Here is a 23,470-nt window from a genome sequence, read left to right on the forward strand (position 1 = left end):
GCAGGTTTGCGGGGTGATCGAGAAGTACCGACACCGGGCCTCCTGCGCAGTGATCGCGATTCCCGACGAAGCCTCTCGGTGCTTGCTCCATCGGGGTGGTCACTGTGTCCTTCGGCAGATCGGCGCCCCGCCTTTAGCGGAAGATCCACATCCGTTATCGAACGCTTTGTACGTGGGTGGCGCAAAGCGCCCCGGTGGCTGGAATCCGCCGCGTGTGTGCGGCCGCGCGTACCCCTCCCGGGCAGGCGCGGACCGCCTCGCCGCGGCCTGGACCGCGCACCGTACGCCCTGCTCAGCGGTCGCGCAGCGCGGACCGCGACGGCATCGGGACCACGCCCTCGCCCCCCGACCCCGCGGGCGGCAGCGGCGGCAGACCCGCACACGTGCACAACAGATCCAGCCACGCCTGCATATGCGGAGCCAAGTCGTCGCCGGACGGGGTCCACGACGCCCGGATCTCGATCTCGGTGCGGGCGATCTGCCCTTCGAGACCGCCGAACCCCTGCGAGGTCGCGCGACTGACGGTGCCGCTCGGCGCGACATAGTGCGCGCCGCGCAGATGCAGTGCCTCGGTCAGCCAGGTCCAGCCGACCTCCGGCAGCAGGGGGTCGGTCGCCATCTCCGGTTCCAACTCGGCGCGCGAGAGCGTCACGAAGCGGAACGTGCCCTCCCACGCCTCGTGGCCGTCCGGGTCGTACAGCAGCACGATGCGGCCGCCGCCCAACTCCTCGTCCTCGACCACGACCTCCGCCGAGAACGCGGCGGAGAACGGCGCCAGGTTGCGCGGGCGCGGCATGTCCTCCAGCTCGATCTCGGGACGCAGCGCCGCCGCCCGCATCTGCTCCACCGCGCGGCGGAACTCCGCGGGCTCCTCGGTTTCGCCGACTGCTGGTGCCATGACGGGCAGCGTATGTGCGGGGCAGCGGCCAGCCGAGGAGGCGCGCGGGCCTTCGCCGCGGGCGAACGGGACACTCGTCCGGGTCTGCGAGGATGGGCCATGTGACTGACCCGCGTACCCCTGGCTCGCCGCCACCCGCCGCCCCGACCGCCGACGTCCGAGACTCGGCGTTCCTGCGCGCCTGCCGACGCGAATCCGTGCCGCACACACCGGTGTGGTTCATGCGCCAGGCCGGGCGCTCGCTCCCCGAGTACCGCAAGGTGCGCGAGGGCATCGCCATGCTCGACTCGTGCATGATGCCGGACCTGATCACCGAGATCACGCTCCAGCCCGTGCGCCGCCACAAGGTCGACGCGGCCATCTTCTTCAGCGACATCGTGGTGCCGCTCAAGGCGATCGGCGTCGACCTGGACATCAAGCCGGGTGTGGGCCCCGTCGTCGCCCACCCGATCCGCTCCAGGGCCGATCTCGCGCAACTGCGCGACCTCACCCCCGACGACGTCCCGTACGTCACCGAGGCGGTCGGCCAGTTGACCCGCGAGCTGGGCGGCACGCCGCTGATCGGCTTCGCCGGCGCGCCGTTCACCCTGGCGAGCTACCTCGTCGAGGGCGGGCCGTCGAAGAACCACGAGTTCACCAAGGCGATGATGTACGGCGAGCCGGATTTGTGGGCTGCGCTCCTGGACCGACTGGCCGAGATCACCACGCAGTTCCTCACCGTGCAGATCGAGGCGGGCGCGTCCGCCGTCCAGTTGTTCGACTCGTGGGCCGGGGCGCTGTCCGCGGCGGACTACCGCGCGTCGGTGATGCCGGCGAGTGCCAAGGTGCTGTCGTCGGTGGCGTCGTACGGCGTCCCGCGCATCCACTTCGGCGTCGGCACCGGCGAGTTGCTGGGGCTGATGGGCGAGGCGGGGGCGGACGTCGTCGGCGTCGACTGGCGGATCCCGCTCGACGACGCGGTCCGGCGCATCGGCCCGGGCAAGGCCGTGCAGGGCAACCTCGACCCGGCCGTGCTGTTCACGCCGCGCGACACGCTGCGCGCCAAGGCCGACGAAGTCCTCGCGGCCGGACGCGCCGCGGAGGGCCACATCTTCAACCTGGGCCACGGCGTCCTGCCGAACACGGACCCGGAAACGCTCACCGCCCTGGTGGAGCACGTGCATGAGGCGTCCGCCCGCTGACGTCTCCGCCGCTGACGTCTCTGCTCGCTGACGACTCCGCGCGCTGGCCGAAGTGCCGCCGCCTGCCGACGAGCGAGACGGACCGCCCGTATCCGGGACGTCGCGGCGGGACGGCCGTCCGGCCGCCAACGTGTCGATCTTTGTGCTTGCTTGAGCCGTGTGTGGGGCCGGAGCCTGTGTCCGGCCCCACACACGTTTTCCCGTCGACGTCGCCTCGGCGACGACGCGTCGCGGGCGCCGACGTGCGTCAATCCGTGTCGGGCGGACTGCTCGGTGGAGTGTCGGGTCGACCGGCCGGGGCGGTGGTGGGCTTCCGCGGGGCCGGCGGGGGCGCGCCCACCGGCACGGGCGGTGACTGTGCGGTCCGTTCGGCCCTGCGCTCCTCCCGGCCGGCGAACGGCTCCGCGCGAGCGGCGCGGCGCCTGGCGATCGATGCCCTGATCGGCTCCCGGTACTGGCGCAGCAGCCACAGGAGCACGAGGAAGACCACCAGGAAGGGCAGGATCGCGGCCAGCACGACCAGGATCCCGCGTACCGTCACGTAGAACGCGTGCCAGCCGCCGCCCAGGGCGTCGCCGACCGCTCCGGCGAAGCTCTTGTCGCCCTTTTCCTTCGGCGGCGGAGGCGGCTTCGGCGGGTCGACCTTCGGAGCCGGTTCCGGACGCGCGTTCACCGCGAGCGCGATCGTGGCCAGATCCGCCTGCGCAGTAAGCGTCTGCTGACGTTTCATCAGCGACTCCAGATCCGCTTCGCGCCGCGTCACCTCCGCCTCGATCGACACGATCTCGCTCAGCGACGTCGCCTTGGCCAGCAGGTCCCGGACCCGCTCGACGCTGCGCCGCTGCGTCTCGATGCGGCTCTCGACGTCCACGACCTGCTCGGTGATGTCGGTGGCCGTACGGTTGCGGCCGACCACGGTGCCCAGGGCGCTCAACTGGTCGAGCGCCTTGTCGAACTGCGCGGGCGGCACCTTGAGCGTCAGCACCGACGAGGTGACGTACACGACCTCCTGGCGGACCGGCTCCGTCGACCCCGGCGGGGGCGGCACGGAGACGGTACGCGTCGAGCGCGTGGTCTGCTCGCCCGCGACCAGCCCGCCCATGCCGATCGTGATCGACCGCGCGTTCGCGGCGACGACCTCGGGATCGTCCGCCTCCAGGCGTACGTCGGCGGTCAGGACCAGTTTGCGGTCCTGCACAGGCGGGGTGTTGGCGGCGCCCGGTGCGCCGGTCGGCGCGGCTGCCGGGGCCTTGGATCCCGAACCGGCGCCCGCCTGCCCGGTTCCGGCCGGGGACGGCACGGCCTGCGGGCCGGTGGGTGCCGCGGCTCGCGCCGTCGGCGCCGCGGCGCCCGGTGCCTCCGCCTTGTTGCTCGCGGAGTCGCGGTCGCTCGAACTCGAACACGCGCCGAGCAGGAGCACGGCCCCCAGGATCGTCCCGACCGCTGCGGTTCGTCGTCTGAACACGGTTCCCCCCGAAGGACGTTGTGGCGTTGACGGCCTTGTGACGGAGACTGTCCGCGCCGGGTTCCCTCTCGGGGAGTCCCGCGACGCAACCGTGTCCTGACCGACCGTCTCCCGTGACCGCTCCGACCGCGCGCCGTGACCTGCGGGTCCTTTCGGCCACGCATGAGAGGGTGGCTCCATGAGCAAGCGAGGCGAACGAATCGGCCGGGGAAGCGCTTCGCGAAGGCGGTCCCCGGACGGTGCGCGGGGGCGGGCATGACCTCCGCGACGTCCGCGGCGGCTGACGGGACCGAGCAGCGCGCGGGACGCCACATTGTGGTCGTCGGCGGAGGGATCGCCGGGCTCGCCGCGGCACACACGCTGTGCCGGGACGCCGCACCGGGCACCCGCGTGACGGTGCTGGAGGGGTCCCCCCGCATCGGCGGCAAATTGTCGGCGGTCGAGATCGCCGGCGTACCCGTCGACGAGGGCGCCGAGTCGATGCTCGCCCGCCGCCCCGAGGGCACCGGCCTCGCCCGCGAGGTCGGGCTCGGCGAGGACCTTCAGCCGCCCGCGACCGCCAGTGCGACGCTGTGGACCCGCGGCGCGCTGCGGCCCATGCCACGCGGCCACATCATGGGCGTCCCCGGCGACCTGACCTCGCTGGCGGCCTCCGGAGTGCTCTCGCCCGCGGGTCTCGCCCGCCTGCCGATGGACCACGCGCTACCCCCGCACCCCTACGAAGACGACGTCACCGTGGGCAAGTTCGTCGCCTCGCGCCTCGGGCACGAAGTGGTCGACCGGCTGGTGGAACCGCTGCTGGGCGGCGTGTACGCGGGCGACGCGTACGCGATCTCGCTGGAGTCCGCGGTGCCGCAACTGCTGCCCGTCGCGCGCGGCGGCGGTTCGCTGCTCACCGCCGTACGCGACCTGCTCGACCGCGCGCCCGACCCCGCCACCGCCGGACCGGTCTTCGCGGGCATCCGCGGCGGCATCGGGCGCCTCCCGCAGGCGGTGGCCGACGCGATCACCACGAGCGGCCGGGGCACGGTACGCACCGGCGCGACCGTACGCGCGCTCCGCCGCACCCCGACCGGCTGGCAGCTCGTCGTCGGCGACACCCGCACGCCCGAGACAGTCGACGCCGACGCGGTCGTGCTCGCCGTCCCGGCCGCCCCCGCGTCGCGCCTGCTCGCCCCGCACTCGCACGTCGCCGCCGTCGAGCTGGGCTCGATCGAGTACGCGGGGATGGCCATCGTGACGCTGGCCTTCCGCCGCGCCGACCTGGGCACCGAACTGCCGGGCAGCGGCTTCCTCGTGCCGCCCGTCGACGGCCGCCGCATCAAGGCGAGCACCTTCGCGAGCAACAAGTGGGGCTGGATCGCCGAGGCCGACCCGGACACGTTCGTGCTGCGCACGTCGCTCGGCCGGGCGGGCGAGCAGGCCGCGCTCCAGCGCGACGACGCCGACCTGGTCGCGGACTCGCTCGCCGACCTGCACGAGGCGGTGGGCCTCGCGGCCGTGCCGGTCGAGACGCGCGTGACCCGGTGGGGCGGCGGACTGCCACAGTACGCGGTCGGGCACCGCGGACGCGTGGCCTGCGTCGAGGACGCGGTCGAGCGGCTGCCGGGCCTCGCGGTGTGCGGCGCGGCGTACGACGGTGTCGGCATTCCGGCCTGCATCGCGAGCGGACGGCGGGCCGCGGCATCGGTGCTCGCAAGCCTGTTCGGGCGGTCCGCGCCCGTCACCCCCACCGGGGTGCGGGGGACCGGTCGGGGCGAGGGACAATCGGCGTATGACTGACGCCACCACGCAGGACCCCGACATCCCCCAGACGGCCGTCGAGACGGTGCCGCCGCGCCGCAAGGCCCGCGACCTCAACGAGGTCGTCCGCTACACGCTGTGGTCGGTCTTCCGGCTGCGCGGTCCCCTGCCCGAGGACCGGTCGGCGCTGGCCGGCGAGGTCGAGGCGCTGTTCGAGCAGCTTCTCGACAAGGACGTCGTGGTGCGCGGCACCTACGACGTGTCCGGGCTGCGCGCCGACGCCGACCTGATGATCTGGTGGCACGCGGAGTCGTCGGACGCGTTGCAGGAGGCGTACAACCTCTTCCGCCGCACCGCGCTGGGCCGTCAGCTCGACCCGGTGTGGTCCAACATGGCGCTGCACCGCCCGGCCGAGTTCAACAAGAGTCACATCCCGGCGTTCCTCGCCGAGGAGACGCCGCGCGCGTATGTGGCGGTGTACCCCTTCGTGCGGTCGTACGAGTGGTACCTGCTGGAGGACGCCGAGCGCCGCCGCCTGCTCGCCGAGCACGGCCAGATGGCACGCGGCTACCCGGATGTGCGGGCCAACACGGTGCCGTCGTTCGCGCTGGGCGACTATGAGTGGATCCTGGCCTTCGAGGCCGACGATCTGCACCGCATCGTCGACCTCATGCGGCATCTGCGCGGCTCGGAGACGCGGCGGCATGTGCGCGAGGAGGTCCCGTTCTACACGGGCCGTCGGCGCCCGGTCGGTGAGCTGCTGGCAGGTCTGGCCTGAGGCCGGGGCTGAGCCCGGGTTGAGTTCGATCCGAGCTCGATCCGAGCTCGGCCTGGGCTCGGTCTGGGCTCGACCTGGGCTTGATCGGCGGTGCCGCCCGCGGTGGTCGGCAGCGCGACGCGGGCTGTCTCGGTCTCGGGACCGGGACAGCGATGTCCGAAATCCGCCGGTCAACCGGGCGTCGCGGCGGCAGCATTGTCGTGTGGGAAAGACCGAGAACCGCCAGACGACCGCCGCGAACACCCCAGGAAGGTCCGCCGCCATGAGCACTGCCACCGCCACCGTGACCGCGACCGTCGAAACGGCCGGCACCGCGACCGCCCTCGTGCAGGACGCCCTCCCGATGACCGTGGACGGCGCCGAGAACCGGGCCTGGCAGGCGATGGAGTTCGTACGCCCCCTCGACGGCCCGCCGCGTCACACCGTCATCGGCTCGCCGGTCGGCGAACTGCTGCTGGTCGGCGACGGCGAGGCGCTGAGCGGGCTGTTCATGCTGCCCGACGCCAAGTACGTCCCGGAGATCGCCGCCGACTGGGTGCGCGACGACTCGGCGTTCGACGACGTCACACGGCAGTTGGACGAGTACTTCGCGGGTGAGCGCCGGGAGTTCGACCTGCGCCTGGCCCCGCGCGGCACCGACTTCCAGCGCCGGGTGTGGCGCGAGCTGACCACGATCCCGTACGGCCGCACGACCTCGTACGGCGCGATGGCCGACGCGCTCGGGTCGCCGACCGCCTCGCGCGCGGTGGGCGCCGCGAACGGGCGCAACCCGATCTCGATCATCGTGCCGTGCCACCGCGTCATCGCGTCCACCGGCGCGCTCACCGGGTACGCGGGGGGCCTCGACAAGAAGCGGCGGCTGCTGGCGCTGGAGCGCGGTTCGCGCGCGGCGTGACGCGAGGCCGGGCCGCCGGGCGGCGGGCGGAAATCCGCTCGCGTCCCGGCCGCCGCCGGTGCGAGGGTGCGGGGCATGTCAGCGCAGCGCACTCGGCAGGTCCAGGGCACCAGGTCCGCCCCGCGGGCCCGACACGCCCAGTCTGCACGGCAGTTCGCCCGTTCGGACGGGTCCACCCTGCACGCCGGGTCGGCTCTGTACCGGATTCGCGCGGACTTCGACGCCCGTTCGATCGTCGTGTACCAGGCGTACTCGCCGTCGATCGCCGACGCCGCGCTGCGCGCGCAGCGTTTCGTCCCGCCGTTCTCCTACGGGCGCATGACGTGGATCAAGCCGTCGTTCCTGTGGCTGATGCACCGCAGCAACTGGGCGCGCAAGCCCGGCCAACAGCGGATCCTCGCGGTGCGCGTAACCCGGGAAGGATGGGAAAAGGCCCTGGCGCGCGCGGTGTTGACGACGGCGGACCCGGACGCCGTGGCCCAGGCCGACGTGCACGTGCAGTGGGACCCGGAGCGGTCGCCACGCGGGGCCGCGCTCAACCACTACAGCATCCAGGTCGGCGTCGGCCGGGCGCTGGTACGCGAGTTCGCGGAGGACTGGGTCGTCGGCATCACCGATCTGACGCCCACCGCGCACCGCATCGTCGAGCTGGTCCGGTCCGGGCGCGCGGACCGGGCGAAGGCGCTGCTGCCGGGGGAGAAGGTGTACCCGGTCCCCGCCGCGATCGCCCGGCGGATCGGCGTCGACGAGGGCCGCTAGCCGCGTACGGGCGTACGTCAACCGCCGCAGCCGCCGCACCCGCCGCCGCATCCGCTCCCGCCACCGCAACCGCTGTCACCGCCTCCGCCCCCACCGCCGCCGGAGTCCCCGCCCGCGTCGGAGGAGCACCACGTCGCCGAGGTGGTGGAGGTCGAGGCGGTGGCCGAGTGCGCCTGCTGCTGGGTCATGGCGTCGCGCAGCAACTCCGATTCGATCGCCGCCAGCCCGCCGAGCGCGACGGCGCCCAGCAGCAGGGTCTCCGGAGAGGCGTCCCAAGGGTTGTGCTCGCGAGCCCGCTTGAGGCGGGTGCGCCCGGCCGGGCTGAGGCGTGTGGAGCCGGCGCCGAAGAACGGGATCAGGATCGCGACGATGCCGCCGACCGCCACCAGCCAGCCCTGCGGGCTCGGGAGCGCCACCAGCGCCACAATGCCAGTGGGGACGGCGAGGAAGAACAGCGTGGTGGTCGCCGTCCCCAGCACCTCGCGCGGTCGATGGTCGGCGGGCAGCACCAGCCCGTCGCGGGCCAGCCGGTCGCCGACGCCCTGGACCGCCGGGGTCCGCTTGACCTCGTCGCGCACCCTGGTGATGTGCGCGGTTCCGCGGCGGCCCCGTTCGTGGAGGAAGGCGTGAATGGCGGCGCGCACGTCGTCGTGGTGGTACCCGATGCCGGAAATGTCGTCGGACTCGCCGCCGCACCAGGTGACTTCGCCGGTCGAGCTGATGTGCACCAGGCCCGACTCGTACATGCGCACGAGGGCGACATTGACCACCCGTTCCGGGCCTTCGGCAAGGAACGCGACGTCGTACAGGTCGAGTTCGCGGTCCGGGGAGCCGCCGTCGAGCGGCCCGGGGCCGCGCCGGGAGGCAGGCAGCACGGCGATCGCGACCACGAAGGCGACCGCCATGACGGAGACAAGCAGGACGGCGAGGAACATGGCTCCCCCTGGGGTCGGTTCGCGCTGAGGTGGGTCGCGCTGGGGTCGGTTCGCGCTGGGGTGGGTCGGCTGGGTCGTTCGCGTTGGTCGGATCATGCAGGGTCGGCGCGCAGGGTCGGTACGTGCCGGGGTCGGTTCACGCTGCGTCAGGCGGTCGGCGGGCGGGTCGCGGCGCACGGCGACACGACGGCCGAGGCGGTACGGGTGAGCGCGCGGTCGCGCAGCATCCGACGCCGGGCCCGGCCGTGCCGGGTGAGGCGGCCGCGGCCCGCGACCCAGAACAACAGTCCACCGCCCACTACTTCGGAGGCCACCACAGCCACCGCGAGCGGCGTGGGGAACGCGAGCAGCGGAATCGGGCTCGTGACCGCACCGATCACGCACACGGGTCCGGCCATGATCCGCGTGACCTTCCGCGCCGGATAGCCGGGCCCGGTGGCGAGGCCGTCCGCGGCAAGCCGCTCGCGTACGCGCCGCACCGACGCCTGGTCGGCCATCCTCCGGTGGAGCAGGGCGACCGGGTCGTCCTGCTGCGTCCGTCCGATGCGGCCGCCGCGGCACGCATCGCTGCCTGCACGGGGTCGAGAGCGGTGGTGGGCGGCGGGAACTCCACCAGCTTGTCTGAGACGACGCGCGCGTGCCCCACCGCGGTCATCCGCCGCAGCGCGACGTCGACGACCCGATCGGGCCCGCCTTCGATGTAGGCGGTCTCGTACGGATCGAGGTCGCGGTCAGGATCGGCCTCGTGGCGGAATTTGGGCGCGATCCACGTGACCACGCCCCACGCAAGTGCGTTGACCAGCAGAATGCCCAAGCCCTGGGTGAGCACCATCGCAGCGACGGACATGACTACCCCCGAGAGTTCCTCATTCCGAGCAGTACCGGGCGTCCGGGTCCCAGTTCTCGCGGTTGCGGCGCAGGCGGGAACGTACGCGCTCGGCGATCCCCGGTCGGCGCGGCGGCTCCGGGGGGACGGGCGACAGCGCGGCCGCCACCGCCTCGGGAAGCTCGTCCTGCGCGGCCAAGTACTCGGCGAACGCCGCCGCGTCGGCCCGGCTGCCGCCGACCGCGGGCTTGGGGTGCGTGCGCGCCCACTCCATGAACACGCGTGGCCAGCGGTCGCCGAACGCCGTCGCGAGCATCGGCAAGGTCCGCAGCACGCCCTCGCGCCGCTTGGCGGCCAACGCCACCGACTGCACGCGGATGCGCTCGGGATCGAATCCGGCGGGGACCGGTCCGCCCGCTACGAGTGCGGCGAGCAAGTCCGTCTGTCTGCGCGCGAGTTCGGCACGCGCGGCGGTCGGGTCCACAAGCGCGGCGTCCGGTGCCGCCGGGGCCACGGCCGTCGGATCCAACCCCGTCGGACCCGCTGATTCCGCGTGAACTCCCGTTGGTTCCAAGACCGTCGAATCCCCCGTCGGCGCATTCGCGGCCGTCGCGTCAGCGGCCACCGTTGCGACCGCCGCGTTCCGATCCGCCGCGGTGCTCATCGGCTGCCTCCTGCCAGAACCCCCGTCGTGCTGAACCGGGTTGATCCACCAAGGCTCTCCGTCCGCGCCGGTACTCCGGCCAACCGCGCCCGGATCGCGGTCAGTTCGCCCTGCAATTCGTCCGCGGGCGGGAACGCCGCGTCACGCTCCAGCAGCACTCCCGGCGGCACCCGCCGTGCGCACAACATGCCGAGGATCTCCAGGACTTCGTCGGACACCGGGTGCGCGTGCGTGTCGTGCCAGATCCCGTCGGTCAGCATCCCGCCCGCAACGTGGACGTACGCCACGGCCTCCAGCGGCAGGGCGTCCAGCGCCGCGCCGACGTCCAGGCCGTGGTTGACCCGTTCGGTGTGCAGGTTGGCGACGTCGACCAGAAGCAACACGCCGGTCATGGCCACCAGTTCGGTGAGGAACTGCGCCTCGGTCAGCTCGTTGTCGGGCCATGCGAACAGCGTTGCCGGGTTCTCCAGGGCGAGCGGTACGGGCAGCGAGTCCTGGGCCACGCGTACGTTCTCCGCGATCACCCGCAGCGCCGCCCGCGTGCGGGGGACCGGCAGCAGGTGACCGGCCTCCATGCCGCCCGCCCGGACGAACGCGAGGTGTTCGCTGACCAGCGGGGCGTCGACCGCCGCGGCCAGCCCCGCCAGCCGGACCAGCCGCGCGGGGTCCGGGCGGTCCGCGCCGCCGAGGCCGAGCGCGACGCCGTGCGGCACGACCGCGGTGCCGCGCTCGCGCAGCACGCGCAGCGACGTCGGCAGGTGCTCGGGGTGGTCGGCGCAGACGTTCTCGGCGATCACCTCGACGAAGTCGACGCCCGACAGGCGCTCCACGGTGAGGTCGATCTCGGGCCGCCAGCCGATGCCGACCGCCCCCGGCGCGGAGCCGAACAAGGCACGGGACGGGCTGCCGGACGAGCCGCCGGACAGGCTGCCGGACGGGCCGCCGCCCGAAAGGTCATCGATGCCGGTCATGAGCCGCCTCCTCCTCCGCAGCCCCCGCCGCCGCCTCCGCCGCAGGACGAGCCGCCCCCGCAGGACGACCCACCGCTGCCGCACGACGAACCGCCGGCGCCGCCGCACGACGAGCCGCCCGAATTCGGCCCCGAGCACGAGGTCCCCCGGAAGCTGCCGTCCGCGCAGGACGCGGATCCGCACCACGACGGCGCCGCCGCGACGTAGTACGCCGCGCACGAGGAACTCCCGCTCGTCGTTGCGGTGTTCTGGGGCAGCATCGTGGCCGCGACCTGCTGTTGCCGGAATACGTCGAGCAGTTCGTAGTCGGTGAGCCGGGCCAGGCCCAGCACCGCGATCTCGCCGAGCCCGGAGCCCCCGGCGACCGTGCCGTCGAGGCGTCTGCGCAGCGCCACCTGACGGCGCAACTGGACGACGTATCGCATGCCCGTGCGGGTGTGGCCGCTGGGCGCGAGCTGCTCGTGCTGCCCGGCGCCCACGAGCAGTTCTCCGGCCCGCCCGGCCACCACGAAGACGAACGTCATCACGACGATGACCATGCCGAGAAGGACGGCGGGCTCTTGGAGGACGATGGCCAGGACGAGCAAGGCCGCCGATGCCGCGCCGAAGCCCGTGAGCAGGCGCTTCCACGAGGACCTGGCCCGTGCGGCGGTTCCGGGCGCGCGAAGCAGACCCCAGGCGTACAACTGGTGGCCGATTCCCTGGACTTCGGGGCACCGGGCGCCTTGGTGGCGTACGGCGGCGAGGGACGTGCCGCCGCCCGCGTCGCGGACCGCGCGCAGCACGCCCGCGGTCACCGGGTCGACGGGCTCGCGCCCGGTGGCGGTGGCCGTGCCGTCCCGGCCGATGTGCAGGACGCCGGTGGCGCGCATCGCGAGGACGGCGACATCCGCGACGCGCGCGGGTCCGCCGGCGAGGAACGCGGCGGAGTAGAGGTCGAGCCGCGATACGTCGGGAGGTGCGTTCGGGTGTGTGTGAAGACTCATAGTCCGTATGTACCTGTCCTGGACGCACTCCCACCCACCCGGGAACCAAGTCGATGGGATTCCCTCATGATCCGGTCCCTGTCGGGCACGAACGACCAAGTGGCATCAAGGGGTTCCCGCGTCAGACTGATCGAGTTGACGCAGTCCCGCCGGCTGCGCGGCGTGCAGCCCTCGCCGTCGAAGACATGTCCCAGGTGGGACCCGCAGTTTTTGCGGCAGCGGACCTCGGTCAAGAGGAACCCCCGCCTCCTCCTCCGCAGCCCCCGCCTCCGCCGCCTCCGCCGCAGGACGAGCCGCCCCCTCCGCCGCCGCACGAGGAACCCCCGCCGCCCCCGCAGGACCACCCGCCCCCGGGATCCGAGGACGAGCACGCGCTGCCCCGGAAGCTGCTGTCCGCGCACGAGGCGTTTCCGCACCACGTCGCCGCGGACTCCGCGGCCGCGGCCGCGAGGTGCCCGGCCTGCGCGGCGACCTCCGCGCGCGCCTCCGTGGTGCCGAACCCGCCCTGCGGGATCCGCTGCCGCCGGAACACGTCCAGCAGGTCGTAGTCCCGCATGCAGTGGACGCCGAATATCGCGATCTCGGCGAGGTCGGTGCCTCCCACGAGTCTGCCGTCCCGGCGCCCCCGGACCAGGTCGCCGCGCAGTTGGGCGACGGTACGCGTACCGAGGTGGGTGTGCTGTGCCTGTCGCACCAGCAGGTGGGCGCTCAGGCTCAGCACCAGGACGAAAGCGCTGAAGAGGACCAGCAAGACCAACGCCATCGCAAGGGAGTTGGCGGCGACGGCGACGAGGGACAAGGCCACGGCGACGGCGGTGCCTCCGAGGAGGAGGGCCACGAAAGAGGGCGGGCGTTGCGGGTCCGATCCGGGCGGCCGCAGCAGGCCCCCCGCGAGCAGTCGGTCCCCGACGGCCTGGATCTCGGGGCAGCGCGCGCCTTCGTGGCGTACCACGGACAGGGGGGCGGTGCCTCCCGCCACTTGGACGCCGCGCAGCACGCCGGCCGTCACCGGATCGGTCGGCGCGTGTCCGGTCGCGGTGACGGTGCCGTCGCGGCTGATGTGCAGGGCGCCGGAGCTGTTCAGGACGAGCACCGCGACGTCCGCGGCGCGCGCGGGGCCGCCGGTGAGGAACGCGGTCTCGTACGGGTCGAGTTGCGTGATCGGAGTCGGAGCGGTGTTCGCATTCATACTCCGTGTGTACCTGCCGGGTACCCGCTCCCACGCCTCCGGCGCCGAAATCGATGGGGCTCCCTCACCCCGCGATCACGGTCCGCCCCGCGTGCTCACGCGTCCTCGGCGGGTTCCAGCGTCAGGCTGATCGAGTTGATGCAGTACCGCTGGTTGCGCGGCGTGTAGCCCTCGCCGTCGAAGACATGGCCCAGGTGGGACCCGCAATTGCGGCAGCGGACCTCGGTGCGGACCATGCCGTACCCGCGGTCCTCGCGCAGCTCGACGCGCTCCTCGTCGACGTAGTCGAAGGAAGGCCATCCGCAGTGCGAGTCGAACTTGTCCTGCGACCGGAACAATTCGGCGTCACACGCGCGGCACCGGTAGACGCCGACCGTCTTCGTGTCGGTGTACTCGCCGGTGAACGCGCGCTCGGTGCCGGCCTCGCGGAGGACGTGGTACTCCTCCGGCGTCAGCTTCGCCAGCCACTCGTCCACGGACCTGACCACGTTGTACTTCGGGGTGTCAGTCATACCGGTATCCAACACGTACGGTCCCATGTCCGTTCCCGGGGCGGGGCCGTACAGGTGCCACCGGCGCCTCAGCGGCGGTTGATGGCCTCAAGGATCTCCGGTCCGAGCAGTGTCACGTCCCCCGCGCCCATGGTCAGCACCAGGTCCAGCGGGCGGGCCAGCTCGGCCACCACCGCGGGCACCTCCGACCAGCTGTGCTCCATCCGCACCAGGCCGCCGTTGTCGAGCGCGCTGTGCGCGATGATGTGGCTCGTGATGCCCGGCTGCGGGTCCTCACGGGACGCGTAGATGTCCATCACCAGGGCGATGTCGGCCGCGGCCAGGGCCCGGCCCATCTCCGTGCCGAGCTGCTGCGTGCGGCTGAACAGGTGGGGCTGGAACACCGCGATCACGCGGCCCGCGCCCACCGCGCCGCGCGCGGTCTCCAGGTCGGCGGCGATCTCGGTGGGGTGGTGGGCGTACGAGTCGACGACCCGCACCCCGCCCGCCTCGCCCTTCAGCTGGAAGCGGCGCCGGACCCCCTGGTACCTGCCGAGCGCGGCGCCCATGTCGGCGGCGTCGATGCCGAGGGCGAGGCCGACGGCCAGTGCCATGACCGCGTTGGAGGCGTTCACCCGGCCGGGGACGGACACCGCGAAGACGTGCTCGGCGCCCGCCTTGCCGCGCACCGTCACCTTGCTCGCGAGGCCCTGCGGCTCGACCTTGACGATCTGGAGGTCCGCCGCGTCGCCCTCGCCGACCGTGACGATCCGCAAATCGGGGGCGGACACCGCCAGGCGCTCGCGCAGCGCCCCGGCGCCGGAGTCGTCTGCGGACACGACCAGCGTGCCGCCCGCGACGATGCGGTGCGCGAACTGCTCGAACGAGTCGAGCACCTCGTCGAGCGAGGCGTAGTTCGCGTGGTGGTCCAGCTCGACGTTGAGGACGACCGCGACCTCCGGGGCGTACTTGAGGAAGCTGCGGTCGCTTTCATCCGCCTCCGCGACGAAGACGTCGCCGTCGCCGTGGTGGGCGTTGCTGCCGGCCTCGTTGAGGTCCGCACCGATCGCGAACGACGGGTCCAGGCTGAGGGACGTCAGGCTCACCGCGAGCATGCTGGTCGTGGTGGTCTTGCCGTGCGTGCCCGCGATCGCGACCGAGCGGCGGCCGTCCATGAGCCGGGCCAGCGCGTCGGCGCGGTGCACCACCGGGATGCCGCGCTCCTGGGCCGCGACCAGCTCGGGGTTGTCGGGGCGGATCGCGCTGGAGACCACGACGCAGGTGGCCTCGCCGAGGTTGTCGGCCGCGTGGCCCACGTGCACCGTGCAGCCGAGCTGGCGCAGGGCGAGCAGCGCGGTGGAGTCCTTCGCGTCGCTGCCCGCGACCTTCGCGCCGCGGATCGCGAGGATCTTCGCGAGCCCCGACATCCCGGCCCCGCCGATGCCGATGAAGTGCGGAGCGCCGAGGTCGACCGTGGGGGCGGTCGCGGACTGCTCCGCGGGCGAGGCGGGCGTTGCCATGCAGGCTCCTAGAGGAAGAACGCGTGAACCGGGAACAGGGTGGTCCGCGACCGGGCGCACCGGGGACGATTCTGCACCACGCGGCGGCTACGCCGTGCCGAGCGCGACACCTCCGCGGTACCGCGGAGAAACTCCGCGGTGCTGTGTGCGGGGCTACGCCGTGCTGTGCGCGAACAGCTTGAGCACCGGGACCCCCACCTTGTGCCGGGCGCGCGAGGCCCAGTCGCGGTGGAAGAACTCCTCGATGAAGTGCGGGTCGGTGAGCACGATCACCTCGTCGGCGGAGTGCCGCTCAACGACGTCCTTGAGGATCTGGAGCGGGTCGTCGCCCGGGGCGGTCTCGCCCGCCGCCCGCACGCCGGCCGCCTCCAGCGCGGCCACCGAGGCGTTGAGGGTGCGCCGGGTCGCGTCGGCCGCCTCGTCGGCGGGCTCGTCCTTCGGGCGCTCGACCTCCTCGGCCGCCTCTTCCAGGTGGCCCAGCGCGACGTCGTCCAGCGCGCGCACCAGGCGGTGGTGGTCCGTCTTGCCGGGCAGCACCACGACGAACGAGGTCTCGACGTCCTCGTGGAGACCGGTGACCAGGTGTACGTCCCCCTCGTCCATGACCTTCTCGATGAGCAGCACGATCGTGTACACGCGTTGTCTCCCTCGGGTCCTCGCTGCGCCGTACCCGCAACACGATGCCACCCGGACGGGTAGTTGGGGCTGATTGCCGCTCAACCGGTGGGGTTGCGGACGTATCGGGCGAAGAGGAACCCGTCCTCCTCCAGCAGCGTGCGCAACTCCATCCTCCGCGGCACGTCGGGGGAGGGGCCGTTGGTGATCCTCGTCGCCGCGCCGCCGAGCATCAGCGGGCCGAGTGCGAGGCACAGTTCGTCCAGACGGTCCGCGGCGAGCAGCTGGCCGAGCAGGTGCGGGCCGCCCTCCGTGAGCAGCCGCGTCCAGCCGCGCGCGGCCAGTGCGTCGACCGCCGCGCCCATGTCCACGCCGGTCGCGCCGGGCTCGCCCGCGATGACCACGTCGGCTGTCTTGCGGGCCGCGGCCAGCCGGTCGGGGTCGCACTCGGGGCCGGTCAGCACCACCGTGGGCACCTCGGCCTCGGTGAAGAGCGGGGTGGTGAAGTCCAGCTCCAGGCTGCGCGTGACGATCGCGATCACCGGGACCGGAGGGCGCCCGGCGGCGGTACGGGCGGCGGCGTACGCGGCCTGCGGCTTCGCCGGGCGGTACCCCTCGGCGCGCACCGTCGACGCTCCCACCAGCACTACGTCGGCGAGCGCGCGCAGTACGCCGAAGATGCGCTTGTCGGCGGGGGAGGACAGCCCCGCCGAGAGCCCGTCGTCGGCCTGGGCGGCGCCGTCGAGGCTGGAGACCATGTTGGCGCGCAGCCACGGGCGGCCCGCGTCGACCACCTCGGGCGGGTACGCGTACAGGAGGTCGAGATCGACCTCGGCAGCCGTCTCGGGGAGAGTCCCGGAGGGCGGAGCGCCCGGGACGTCGGTCGCGGGAAGCAGACGTCGCATGCGGTCGAGTTTCGCACGCACCGTAGGCTTGATGATCGTGCCCAACGTGTCCCCGGCGAGTCCGGTCGCCCAGCCGGTGTCCCTCGCATCGCGCCTCCCCGTGGTCCCCGCGGACCGCATGGTGGCCGAAATGGTCCCGCCGCCCCGCTTCGACGGGGTGCGCTTCGCCACGTACATACCGGACCCCACGCAGCCGAGCCAGGCTGCCGCGGTGAGCCGGCTGGAGGAGTTCGCGGCGTCGCTGAACGCCGCAGGCGGGGGCGGGGGCGGTGCGTCCCGCAAGCGCTGGTTCCGGCGCGACAAGGCGCCCGCGGCACCGGCGTACAGCGGCATCTACCTCGACGGCGGCTACGGCGTCGGCAAGACGCACCTGCTGGCCTCACTGTGGCACGCGGCCCCCGGGCCGAAGTCGTTGTGCACCTTCGTCGAGCTGACCAATCTGGTGGGCGCGCTGGGCTTCCAGGAGACGGTGCGGGCGCTTTCCGGCCACCGCCTCCTGTGCATCGACGAGTTCGAGTTGGACGACCCGGGCGACACCGTCCTGGTCTCGACGCTGCTGGGCAAGCTGGTCGACGCGGGCGTCAAGCTCGCCGCCACCTCCAACACGCTGCCGGACAAACTCGGTGAGGGCCGCTTCGCCGCCGTCGACTTCATGCGCGAGATCCAGGGGCTGTCCGCGCACTTCCAGTCGCTGCGCATCGACGGCGACGACTACCGCCACCGCGGCCTGCCCGAGGCGCCCGCACCCGCCGCGGACGACGACGTGGTGAGCAAGACGGCCGTCGCCCCCGGCGTGACGGGCGCCGCGCTCGACGACTTCCCCGAGTTGCTGCGGCATCTCGCCTCCGTGCACCCGAGCCGGTACGGGGCTCTCCTGGAAGGCGTGCACGCCGTCTTCTGGCGCGGCGTGGTGCCGGTGCACGACCAGTCCACGGCCCTGCGCCTGGTGGTGCTCGCGGACCGGATGTACGACCGCGAGATCCCCGTCGTGGCCTCCGGCGTGCCCTTCGACGTGCTGTTCTCCGACGAGATGCTGGCCGGCGGCTACAAGAAGAAGTACCTGCGCGCGGTGTCGCGGCTGGTCGCCATGGCGCGCGACGGGGCCGAGCGGGTGCCGTCGATCGGCTGACGGCGGCACGCACAGCCCGGCCGACCCCACGGCCTCAGCCGGATGCGGTCGGGGCCTCGTCCGGGTGCAGGGCGTCCAGGATGAGCCGGAGGCCGAACGCGAACTCGTCGGCGTAGTCGTATCCCGGCTTGAGGGCGTGCTCGACGGCGAGCTCGGTCAGGTGCGGGTACGCGTCGGCGGGCATGTCGCTCAGGATCGCGCCCGCGACCTCCTCCAACTCCTCCGAGCCGCTGAACGGCAGGCTCAGCTCCTGGAGCACGAAGCCGTACAGGTAGCTGTCGATCAGCGAGAACGCGTGCGCGGCCATGGGCACCGAGAAGCCCGAGGCGCGCAGCGTGCCGAGGACGGCGTCGTGGTGGCGCAGCGTCGCGGGGCCGGGCTGTGAACGGGAGTCCATCAGGCCGACCGCCCACGGGTGGCGGAGCAGGGAGGTGCGGGCGGACGCCGTGCGGTGCCACATGGCGCTCTTCCAGTCGGTGTCGCGCGGCGGCAGGTCGATCTCCGCGAAGACCGCGTCCACCATGCCGTCCAGGATGTCCTCGCGGCCCGCGACGTGGTGGTAGAGCGACATCGCCTCGACGCCCAGCGGCTGGGCGATGGACCGCATGGTCAGCGCGGCCGAGCCCTTCTCGTCCGCCACCTCCATCGCCGTGCGGATCACGCGCTCGCGGCTGAGCGGGGTGCGCCCTGCCGTTTTGTGTGGGCTCTTGCCTGCCTTGCCTCCTTCGGGCATCGGCTTCTCCTGTCCGGGTGATCGCGGTGCTTTTGGGCGCCCTGCGCGGTGTGCCGACCTGCACTCCTTGACGGCCTTACACCATAAGATTACCGTGCCTTACATCATAAGGCTGACGGTCGGCGACGGCGGAGGGCTGCGCGATGGACGCGGATGCTGGGTACGGGCGGATCACGGACGGGCGGATCAAGAGGGTCTGCGTCGTGGGTGCCTCGGGGAAGCTCGGGCGGTACATGGTCCGGCACGCGCTGGACCGCGGATACGAGGTGGTGGGCGTCTGCCGCGAGGGCAGCGTGCCCAAGCTGACCGAGTTCGCCGACCGGATCACCGTCGTCCCCGGTCGGACGAACGACCGCGAGGTGATCCGGCGGGCCGTCGAAGGCTGCGACGGAGTGCTCGTGGTCCTGGTCCCGTGGGGCGTGCGACAGTACTCGTCCGGCACCGCGCAGGCGGTCCTCGACCACGCTGAGCCCGGTGCGCGGCTCGTGTTCTCCTGCGGCTGGCACATCACGCGCGACGGCAAGGACAAGTACTCGCGTACGTTCACGACCCTGCTCCGCATCGCCACGTGGGCGGGCAAGCTTGTGCGGGCCGTCGAGATCGACGACCAGGTCGAGGCCTGCCGCCGCGTCTTCGCGAGCGACACCCGCTGGACCGTGGTGCGCGGCAGCGACCTGGAGGAGGGCGAGAGCCAGGGACTGCCCGTGTGGCGGCGGCACGTGGGGGACCCGGTGCTGGCCGGAAATCTGACGCGGCGGGTGGACTTCGCGCTGTTCATGGTCGAGGCGCTGACCGACGACACCTTGGTCCAGGAGGCCCCGGCGATCGTCGGCCGCCTCAGCTCCGGCGCCCTCGCGGCGTCCGGCTGACCGGCCGTGCGGTTCGGGGCCGTTCCCTTCCGGGCCGTGGTTTTCCGGGCCCCTCCTTCGGTGCGGTCGAACTGCGGCGGCGGTGTTCCTCGGGGAGGATCGCTGGAGGACTGCGGTTCGACGTACCCGATTCCCGTGGAGGGCCGAGGCGTGGCGAAGAAGGCGGACAAGGCGGCGGACGAGGCGCTGGTGCGGGCGAGCCTGCGGGCGGTCCCGGGCGGCCGGGCGGACGAACGCGGCGGGTCGGGCCGGGTGTCGGGTGGGCGCTCGGAGGGCGGGAAGCGCCGCGCCGAGTCCGAGGGGGAGCGTCCGGCCCGGCCCCTCGCCTCGGACGTCGGCGCGGGAAAGTCGGGCAAGTCTGGTAAGTCGGGTAAGTCGGCCAAGGCCGGGAAAGCGGGGAAGGCCGACAAGGCCGCGAAGAACTCCGACAGGCTCGACAGTTCCAGCAAATCCAGCAAATCCAGCAAATCCAGCAAGTCCGGGAAGAAGCACAAGGCCAAGCACGCCGGAGAAGGCGGCCGGACGTCTCCGCCCGCCTCGCCGCTGCTGCGCGTGGTGCACGGAGCGGTGCCGCCCGCCCCCGCGAGCGTTCCGTCGGTTCGCGACGTCCTGCGCCTGCACGGCGGCGCCGTCGATCTCGCCAGCGCGGACGCCCGGGCCACGCCGCACGCGCCGGGCGGCAAGTCCGAGGCGCTGGCCGACATCGCCGCGATGGAGCCGCGGCTCGCCGAGTTGCAGGAGCGGTTGTACGCGCAGGCCGTCGCGGGCGGCTCCCGCAAGCGGCTGCTGCTGGTGCTCCAGGGGATGGACACGTCCGGCAAGGGCGGCGTGGTCAAGCACGTGATCGGCCAGTTCAACCCGTCGGGCTGCCACATCCACGCGTTCAAGGCGCCCACCCGCGAGGAGTCGGGGCACCCGTTCCTGTGGCGGATTCGGCAGCAGCTCCCGGCGCCGGGCATGATCGGCATCTTCGACCGGTCGCACTACGAGGACGTGCTGATCGTGCGGGTGCGCGAGTTGGTCGCGCGCGGCGTGTGGTCCCGGCGGTACGCGACCATCAACCGCTTCGAGAAGTCGCTGCACGACGAAGAGGTCACCGTCGTCAAGGTGTTCCTGCACATCTCCTACGACGAGCAACGCGAACGGCTGCTGGAGCGCCTCGACAACCCGGACAAGCACTGGAAGTTCAACCCGGGCGACATCGACGAGCGCGCGCTGTGGCCGGCGTACCAGGACGCGTACGAGGCCGTGTTGCAGAAGTGCACCACCGACACCGCGCCGTGGTACGTCGTGCCCGCCGACCGCAAGTGGTACCGAAACTGGGCGATCAGCCGCCTCCTCTTGGAGCACCTGGAGGAGATGGACCCGCATTACCCGCAGGGCCACTTCGACGTCGAGGCGGAGCGGAAGCGCTTGCTGGAGACCTGATTTGACGGTTCGTCAGATCTGTCACTCGCGACTCGTCCGGCGGCCGGAGTCACAGGGGCCCCAAAGGCCGCGCGGACTGGTAAGGTAACCCGTCCGCATTTGCGTGCACGGGGCAAATTCCGACACGTGTCACCAAAGAATGCCCGCCCGCCCGGTTGACTTGCCCGGGGGGCCGATCCACCCTGGCGATCCGGAGCACACGGTTCCGAGGCGATCTCCCGGCCGCGGCTCCCGCACGGTGATCGACACGTGCCATCGGCGGTTTTCCATGCCGTCCGCCGCACGCGAGTTCCTTCGCTCATCCGTTCCGCCGTTCCGCCGTTCCGCCGTTCCGCCGTTCCGCGTTCTGCGTTCTGCCGATCTGACGTTCTTCCGTTCCGCAGTTCCTCCGTACTGCGTTCCTCAGTACCGCCCGACCCCGCGCCGCGGGGCGGTCCGTCCTGCCGTACGAACCGGAACCGGATCTTGTCATTCCGCTTGATCGTCGTCGCTCGATCGTCGCGGCGTCCTCCGACGATCCGGTCCGGTCACCAGCACGGGAAGGGAACCCCATGTCCGAACAGACCAGTGGGACCGCCGCACCGGAGCCCGGCCGCAGGGCGGTCATCGGCGGCCTGGCCGGGGCCGCCGCGCTGACCGCGCTGCACTGGACGCCGGCGTTCCGCGTGGAATCCGCCGACGCCGCCGTCCCCGCCCCGCCGGGCCTGCCCGCCGGTATCTCGGCGTACCTCCAGGCGTACCGCAACTGGTCCGGCGAGATCCGCGTCGACGAGGTCTGGACGTGCGCGCCCACGTCGCCCGCCCAGGTCGTCGCGCTCGCCAACTGGGCCCGCGCACAAGGCTGGAAGCTCCGCGCCAAGGGCTACAGCCACAACTGGTCGCCGCTGATGATCCAGCCGGGGACGCCGACCGGCATCCTCCTCGTCGACACCACGCAGCACCTGACCGCGGTGACCGTCAACTCCGGCTCGCCCGCCAGCGTCACCGCGCAGACCGGCGTGTCCATGGTCTCGCTGCTCACCTCGCTGGAGAACGCCGGCTACGGTGTCACCGCCACCCCCGCGCCCGGCGACCTCAGCCTCGGCGGCGTCCTGGCCATCGACGGACACGGCACCGCCGTCCCGAAGAACGGCGAGACCCTCACCCCGGGACACACGTTCGGGTCGCTCAGCAACCTGATCCTGTCGCTCACCGCGGTCGTCTGGGACCCTGGCACCAGCCAGTACAAGCTGCGCACGTTCCAGCGCAACGACCTGGCCATCGGGCCGCTCCTGGTCAACCTCGGACGCGCCTTCGTCACCGAGGTGACCCTGCGCGTCGGCGCCAACAAGCGCCTGCGCTGCCAGAGTTGGTTCAACATCAACGTCGACGAGATGTTCGCGCCGCCCGCCTCCGCGACGGGCAACTCGTTCGCCAGCCACGTCAACCAGACCGGACGCGTCGAGGCGATCTGGTTCCCGTTCACGCTCGTCCCGTGGCTCAAGGTGTGGTCAGTCTCGCCGAACAAGCCGTTCTTCGCGAAGACCGCCAACCAGCCCTACAACTACCCCTTCAGCGACTTCCTCTCCGAGGAGGCCGCCGACCTCCTCGGACAGATCACCGCGGGCGCCGCCGACCTGACCCCGACGTTCTGCAACACCCAGATGGGCGTGGTCGGTTCGGGCCTCATCGTGACCGGCTCGTGGGACCTGTGGGGCTGGTCGAAGAACACCATGCTCTACATCAAGCCCACCACGATGCGCGTCACCGCCAACGGGTACGCGATCCTCACCAAGCGCGCCAACATCCAGAAGGTCGTCAGCGAGTTCTACACGTACTACAAGAACGCCCTCAACGCGTATGCCGGGCAAGGCCGTTACCCGATGAACGGCCCGCTGGAGATCCGCGTCACGGGACTCGACAACCCGGCCGACGCGCAGTTCGCCGGGGCCGTGCACCCGACCCTCTCGGCGATCCGCAACCGCGCGGACCACCCGGAGTGGGACGTCGCCGTGTGGCTGGACATCCTGACGGTCCCCGGCACGCCGTACAGCCAGCAGTTCTACCGCGAGACCGAGCAGTGGGTCTTCGCGAACTACTCGGGCACATACGCGCAGGTGCGCCCCGAGTGGTCCAAGGGGTGGGGCTACAGCGGATCGGCGGCCTGGGCCGACGCCACGATGCTGACCACCACGGTGCCGAACCAGTACCGGACCGGAGTCCCGGCCGGCAACAACTGGGACAGCGCCGTGTCGCTCCTGAACCAGTACGACCCGCACAAGATCTTCTCGAACGGTTTCCTCGACGGCCTGCTGGTCTGACCGGCTGACCGGCTGACCGGCTGACCGGCTGAGTGCTGACCGGCCGTTCCGCCGTTGAGCAGCCGGGCCGTCAGGCCGTCGGCGCCGGGCCCGGGGGGGGGGGGGGGGGGGGGGGGGGGGGGGGGGGGGGGGGGGGGGGGGGGGGGGGGGGGGGGGGGGGGGGGGGGGGGGGGGGGGGGGGGGGGGGGGG

21 protein-coding genes and 2 pseudogenes are annotated in these 23,470 nt (G+C 72.4%); 9 read left to right on the forward strand and 14 right to left on the reverse strand.

Going from position 1 to position 23,470, the window contains the following annotated elements:
- Window positions 1-292 precede the first annotated feature (292 nt).
- Window positions 293-898, reverse strand: coding sequence for a DUF3000 domain-containing protein (locus ACRX5S_RS36065; RefSeq protein WP_436777457.1), 606 nt, complete (start codon window positions 896-898; stop codon window positions 293-295).
- A 101-nt stretch (window positions 899-999) separates the two neighbouring features.
- Between ACRX5S_RS36065 and hemE the strand changes: the two genes are divergently transcribed.
- The gene (gene hemE / locus ACRX5S_RS36070) at window positions 1,000-2,079 is read left to right on the forward strand and encodes a uroporphyrinogen decarboxylase (protein WP_436777458.1); all 1,080 of its coding nucleotides are present in this window, start codon (window positions 1,000-1,002) and stop codon (window positions 2,077-2,079) included.
- Window positions 2,080-2,326: 247 nt separating this feature from the next.
- Here the strand turns inward: hemE and ACRX5S_RS36075 are convergent, their stop codons facing one another.
- Window positions 2,327-3,544: a DUF4349 domain-containing protein gene (locus tag ACRX5S_RS36075; protein ID WP_436777459.1), complete on the reverse strand. Its 1,218-nt coding sequence runs from the start codon at window positions 3,542-3,544 to the stop codon at window positions 2,327-2,329.
- A 255-nt stretch (window positions 3,545-3,799) separates the two neighbouring features.
- On the opposite strand from ACRX5S_RS36075, the gene hemG reads away from it, so the two are divergent.
- The 4 genes from hemG (at window position 3,800) to ACRX5S_RS36095 (ending at window position 7,719) form a co-directional block, all read left to right on the forward strand.
- The gene (gene hemG / locus ACRX5S_RS36080; protein ID WP_436777460.1) at window positions 3,800-5,326 is read left to right on the forward strand and encodes a protoporphyrinogen oxidase; all 1,527 of its coding nucleotides are present in this window, start codon (window positions 3,800-3,802) and stop codon (window positions 5,324-5,326) included.
- Window positions 5,319-6,065 carry a hydrogen peroxide-dependent heme synthase gene (gene hemQ, locus ACRX5S_RS36085; RefSeq protein ID WP_436777461.1) on the forward strand — a complete coding sequence of 249 codons (747 nt, stop codon included), beginning with the start codon at window positions 5,319-5,321 and terminating at the stop codon, window positions 6,063-6,065. The genes hemG and hemQ overlap by 8 nt, the downstream gene beginning before the upstream one ends.
- A 382-nt stretch (window positions 6,066-6,447) precedes the next feature.
- Window positions 6,448-6,960, forward strand: coding sequence for a methylated-DNA--[protein]-cysteine S-methyltransferase (locus ACRX5S_RS36090; RefSeq protein ID WP_436777560.1), 513 nt, complete (start codon window positions 6,448-6,450; stop codon window positions 6,958-6,960).
- A 75-nt stretch (window positions 6,961-7,035) separates the two neighbouring features.
- A complete protein-coding gene (locus tag ACRX5S_RS36095) occupies window positions 7,036-7,719 on the forward strand; it encodes a DUF4291 domain-containing protein (RefSeq protein WP_436777462.1) in 684 nt (227 codons plus the stop codon).
- Between the two features lie 17 nt (window positions 7,720-7,736).
- Here ACRX5S_RS36095 and ACRX5S_RS36100 read toward each other — a convergent pair whose 3' ends face one another.
- The 11 genes and pseudogenes from ACRX5S_RS36100 to ACRX5S_RS36150 all read right to left on the reverse strand — a co-directional run bounded on the left by ACRX5S_RS36100 (window position 7,737) and on the right by ACRX5S_RS36150 (window position 16,821).
- Window positions 7,737-8,654: a TIGR04222 domain-containing membrane protein gene (locus tag ACRX5S_RS36100; RefSeq protein WP_436777463.1), complete on the reverse strand. Its 918-nt coding sequence runs from the start codon at window positions 8,652-8,654 to the stop codon at window positions 7,737-7,739.
- Window positions 8,655-8,800: 146 nt separating this feature from the next.
- Entirely contained in the window at window positions 8,801-9,151 is a 351-nt protein-coding gene (locus ACRX5S_RS36105) for a hypothetical protein (protein ID WP_436777464.1), read from the reverse strand.
- A 369-nt stretch (window positions 9,152-9,520) separates the two neighbouring features.
- A complete protein-coding gene (locus ACRX5S_RS36110) occupies window positions 9,521-9,994 on the reverse strand; it encodes a hypothetical protein (RefSeq protein ID WP_436777465.1) in 474 nt (157 codons plus the stop codon).
- A gap of 188 nt (window positions 9,995-10,182) precedes the next feature.
- Window positions 10,183-11,034: pseudogene (locus ACRX5S_RS36115) on the reverse strand (DUF692 domain-containing protein); the annotation flags it as partial.
- Between the two features lie 77 nt (window positions 11,035-11,111).
- Window positions 11,112-12,101, reverse strand: coding sequence for a TIGR04222 domain-containing membrane protein (locus tag ACRX5S_RS36120; RefSeq protein WP_436777466.1), 990 nt, complete (start codon window positions 12,099-12,101; stop codon window positions 11,112-11,114).
- Between the two features lie 110 nt (window positions 12,102-12,211).
- A pseudogene (locus ACRX5S_RS36125) lies at window positions 12,212-12,352 on the reverse strand (peptide-methionine (R)-S-oxide reductase); the annotation flags it as partial.
- Window positions 12,331-13,290 carry a TIGR04222 domain-containing membrane protein gene (locus ACRX5S_RS36130; RefSeq protein WP_436777467.1) on the reverse strand — a complete coding sequence of 320 codons (960 nt, stop codon included), beginning with the start codon at window positions 13,288-13,290 and terminating at the stop codon, window positions 12,331-12,333. The pseudogene ACRX5S_RS36125 and the gene ACRX5S_RS36130, both read right to left, overlap by 22 nt.
- Window positions 13,291-13,385: 95 nt before the next feature.
- A complete protein-coding gene (gene msrB / locus ACRX5S_RS36135) occupies window positions 13,386-13,802 on the reverse strand; it encodes a peptide-methionine (R)-S-oxide reductase MsrB (RefSeq protein WP_436777468.1) in 417 nt (138 codons plus the stop codon).
- Window positions 13,803-13,870: 68 nt separating this feature from the next.
- Complete coding sequence (gene murC / locus ACRX5S_RS36140) at window positions 13,871-15,301, reverse strand: UDP-N-acetylmuramate--L-alanine ligase (RefSeq protein WP_436777469.1); 1,431 nt, start codon at window positions 15,299-15,301, stop codon at window positions 13,871-13,873.
- Between the two features lie 153 nt (window positions 15,302-15,454).
- On the reverse strand, window positions 15,455-15,937 hold the full coding sequence (locus ACRX5S_RS36145; RefSeq protein ID WP_436777470.1) for an indole-3-glycerol phosphate synthase: 483 nt from the start codon (window positions 15,935-15,937) through the stop codon (window positions 15,455-15,457).
- Window positions 15,938-16,017: 80 nt separating this feature from the next.
- Window positions 16,018-16,821 (reverse strand): pyrimidine reductase family protein, encoded by an 804-nt coding sequence (locus tag ACRX5S_RS36150; protein ID WP_436777471.1) that lies wholly within the window; start codon window positions 16,819-16,821, stop codon window positions 16,018-16,020.
- A 31-nt stretch (window positions 16,822-16,852) separates the two neighbouring features.
- On the opposite strand from ACRX5S_RS36150, the gene zapE reads away from it, so the two are divergent.
- Complete coding sequence (gene zapE / locus ACRX5S_RS36155; protein WP_436777472.1) at window positions 16,853-17,950, forward strand: cell division protein ZapE; 1,098 nt, start codon at window positions 16,853-16,855, stop codon at window positions 17,948-17,950.
- 34 nt (window positions 17,951-17,984) lie between these two features.
- Here the strand turns inward: zapE and ACRX5S_RS36160 are convergent, their stop codons facing one another.
- On the reverse strand, window positions 17,985-18,683 hold the full coding sequence (locus tag ACRX5S_RS36160; protein WP_436777473.1) for a TetR/AcrR family transcriptional regulator: 699 nt from the start codon (window positions 18,681-18,683) through the stop codon (window positions 17,985-17,987).
- A 143-nt stretch (window positions 18,684-18,826) separates the two neighbouring features.
- On the opposite strand from ACRX5S_RS36160, the gene ACRX5S_RS36165 reads away from it, so the two are divergent.
- The 3 genes from ACRX5S_RS36165 to ACRX5S_RS36175 all read left to right on the forward strand — a co-directional run bounded on the left by ACRX5S_RS36165 (window position 18,827) and on the right by ACRX5S_RS36175 (window position 23,280).
- Window positions 18,827-19,552: an NAD(P)-dependent oxidoreductase gene (locus tag ACRX5S_RS36165; protein ID WP_436777474.1), complete on the forward strand. Its 726-nt coding sequence runs from the start codon at window positions 18,827-18,829 to the stop codon at window positions 19,550-19,552.
- 546 nt (window positions 19,553-20,098) lie between these two features.
- Window positions 20,099-20,980, forward strand: a complete 882-nt coding sequence (locus ACRX5S_RS36170) for a PPK2 family polyphosphate kinase (protein ID WP_436777561.1) — start codon at window positions 20,099-20,101, stop codon at window positions 20,978-20,980.
- 551 nt (window positions 20,981-21,531) lie between these two features.
- Window positions 21,532-23,280 carry a cholesterol oxidase substrate-binding domain-containing protein gene (locus ACRX5S_RS36175; protein ID WP_436777475.1) on the forward strand — a complete coding sequence of 583 codons (1,749 nt, stop codon included), beginning with the start codon at window positions 21,532-21,534 and terminating at the stop codon, window positions 23,278-23,280.
- Window positions 23,281-23,470 lie beyond the last annotated feature (190 nt).

Source organism: Yinghuangia sp. YIM S09857, assembly GCF_051388915.1.
In the GTDB taxonomy this organism is placed as follows: Bacteria; Actinomycetota; Actinomycetes; order Streptomycetales; family Streptomycetaceae; genus Yinghuangia.

Bases quoted from the DNA above. Each gene is read 5' to 3' on its own strand.
- ACRX5S_RS36065 (WP_436777457.1), bottom strand. From the start codon at position 898: ATGGCACCAGCAGTCGGCGAAACCGAGGAGCCCGCGGAGTTCCGCCGC.
- hemG (WP_436777460.1), top strand. From the start codon at position 3,800: ATGACCTCCGCGACGTCCGCGGCGGCTGACGGGACCGAGCAGCGCGCG.
- hemQ (WP_436777461.1), top strand. From the start codon at position 5,319: ATGACTGACGCCACCACGCAGGACCCCGACATCCCCCAGACGGCCGTC.
- ACRX5S_RS36090 (WP_436777560.1), top strand. From the start codon at position 6,448: ATGGAGTTCGTACGCCCCCTCGACGGCCCGCCGCGTCACACCGTCATC.
- ACRX5S_RS36095 (WP_436777462.1), top strand. From the start codon at position 7,036: ATGTCAGCGCAGCGCACTCGGCAGGTCCAGGGCACCAGGTCCGCCCCG.
- ACRX5S_RS36100 (WP_436777463.1), bottom strand. From the start codon at position 8,654: ATGTTCCTCGCCGTCCTGCTTGTCTCCGTCATGGCGGTCGCCTTCGTG.
- ACRX5S_RS36105 (WP_436777464.1), bottom strand. From the start codon at position 9,151: ATGGCCGACCAGGCGTCGGTGCGGCGCGTACGCGAGCGGCTTGCCGCG.
- ACRX5S_RS36120 (WP_436777466.1), bottom strand. From the start codon at position 12,101: ATGAGTCTTCACACACACCCGAACGCACCTCCCGACGTATCGCGGCTC.
- ACRX5S_RS36130 (WP_436777467.1), bottom strand. From the start codon at position 13,290: ATGAATGCGAACACCGCTCCGACTCCGATCACGCAACTCGACCCGTAC.
- msrB (WP_436777468.1), bottom strand. From the start codon at position 13,802: ATGACTGACACCCCGAAGTACAACGTGGTCAGGTCCGTGGACGAGTGG.
- murC (WP_436777469.1), bottom strand. From the start codon at position 15,301: ATGGCAACGCCCGCCTCGCCCGCGGAGCAGTCCGCGACCGCCCCCACG.
- ACRX5S_RS36150 (WP_436777471.1), bottom strand. From the start codon at position 16,821: ATGCGACGTCTGCTTCCCGCGACCGACGTCCCGGGCGCTCCGCCCTCC.
- zapE (WP_436777472.1), top strand. From the start codon at position 16,853: ATGATCGTGCCCAACGTGTCCCCGGCGAGTCCGGTCGCCCAGCCGGTG.
- ACRX5S_RS36160 (WP_436777473.1), bottom strand. From the start codon at position 18,683: ATGCCCGAAGGAGGCAAGGCAGGCAAGAGCCCACACAAAACGGCAGGG.
- ACRX5S_RS36165 (WP_436777474.1), top strand. From the start codon at position 18,827: ATGGACGCGGATGCTGGGTACGGGCGGATCACGGACGGGCGGATCAAG.
- ACRX5S_RS36175 (WP_436777475.1), top strand. From the start codon at position 21,532: ATGTCCGAACAGACCAGTGGGACCGCCGCACCGGAGCCCGGCCGCAGG.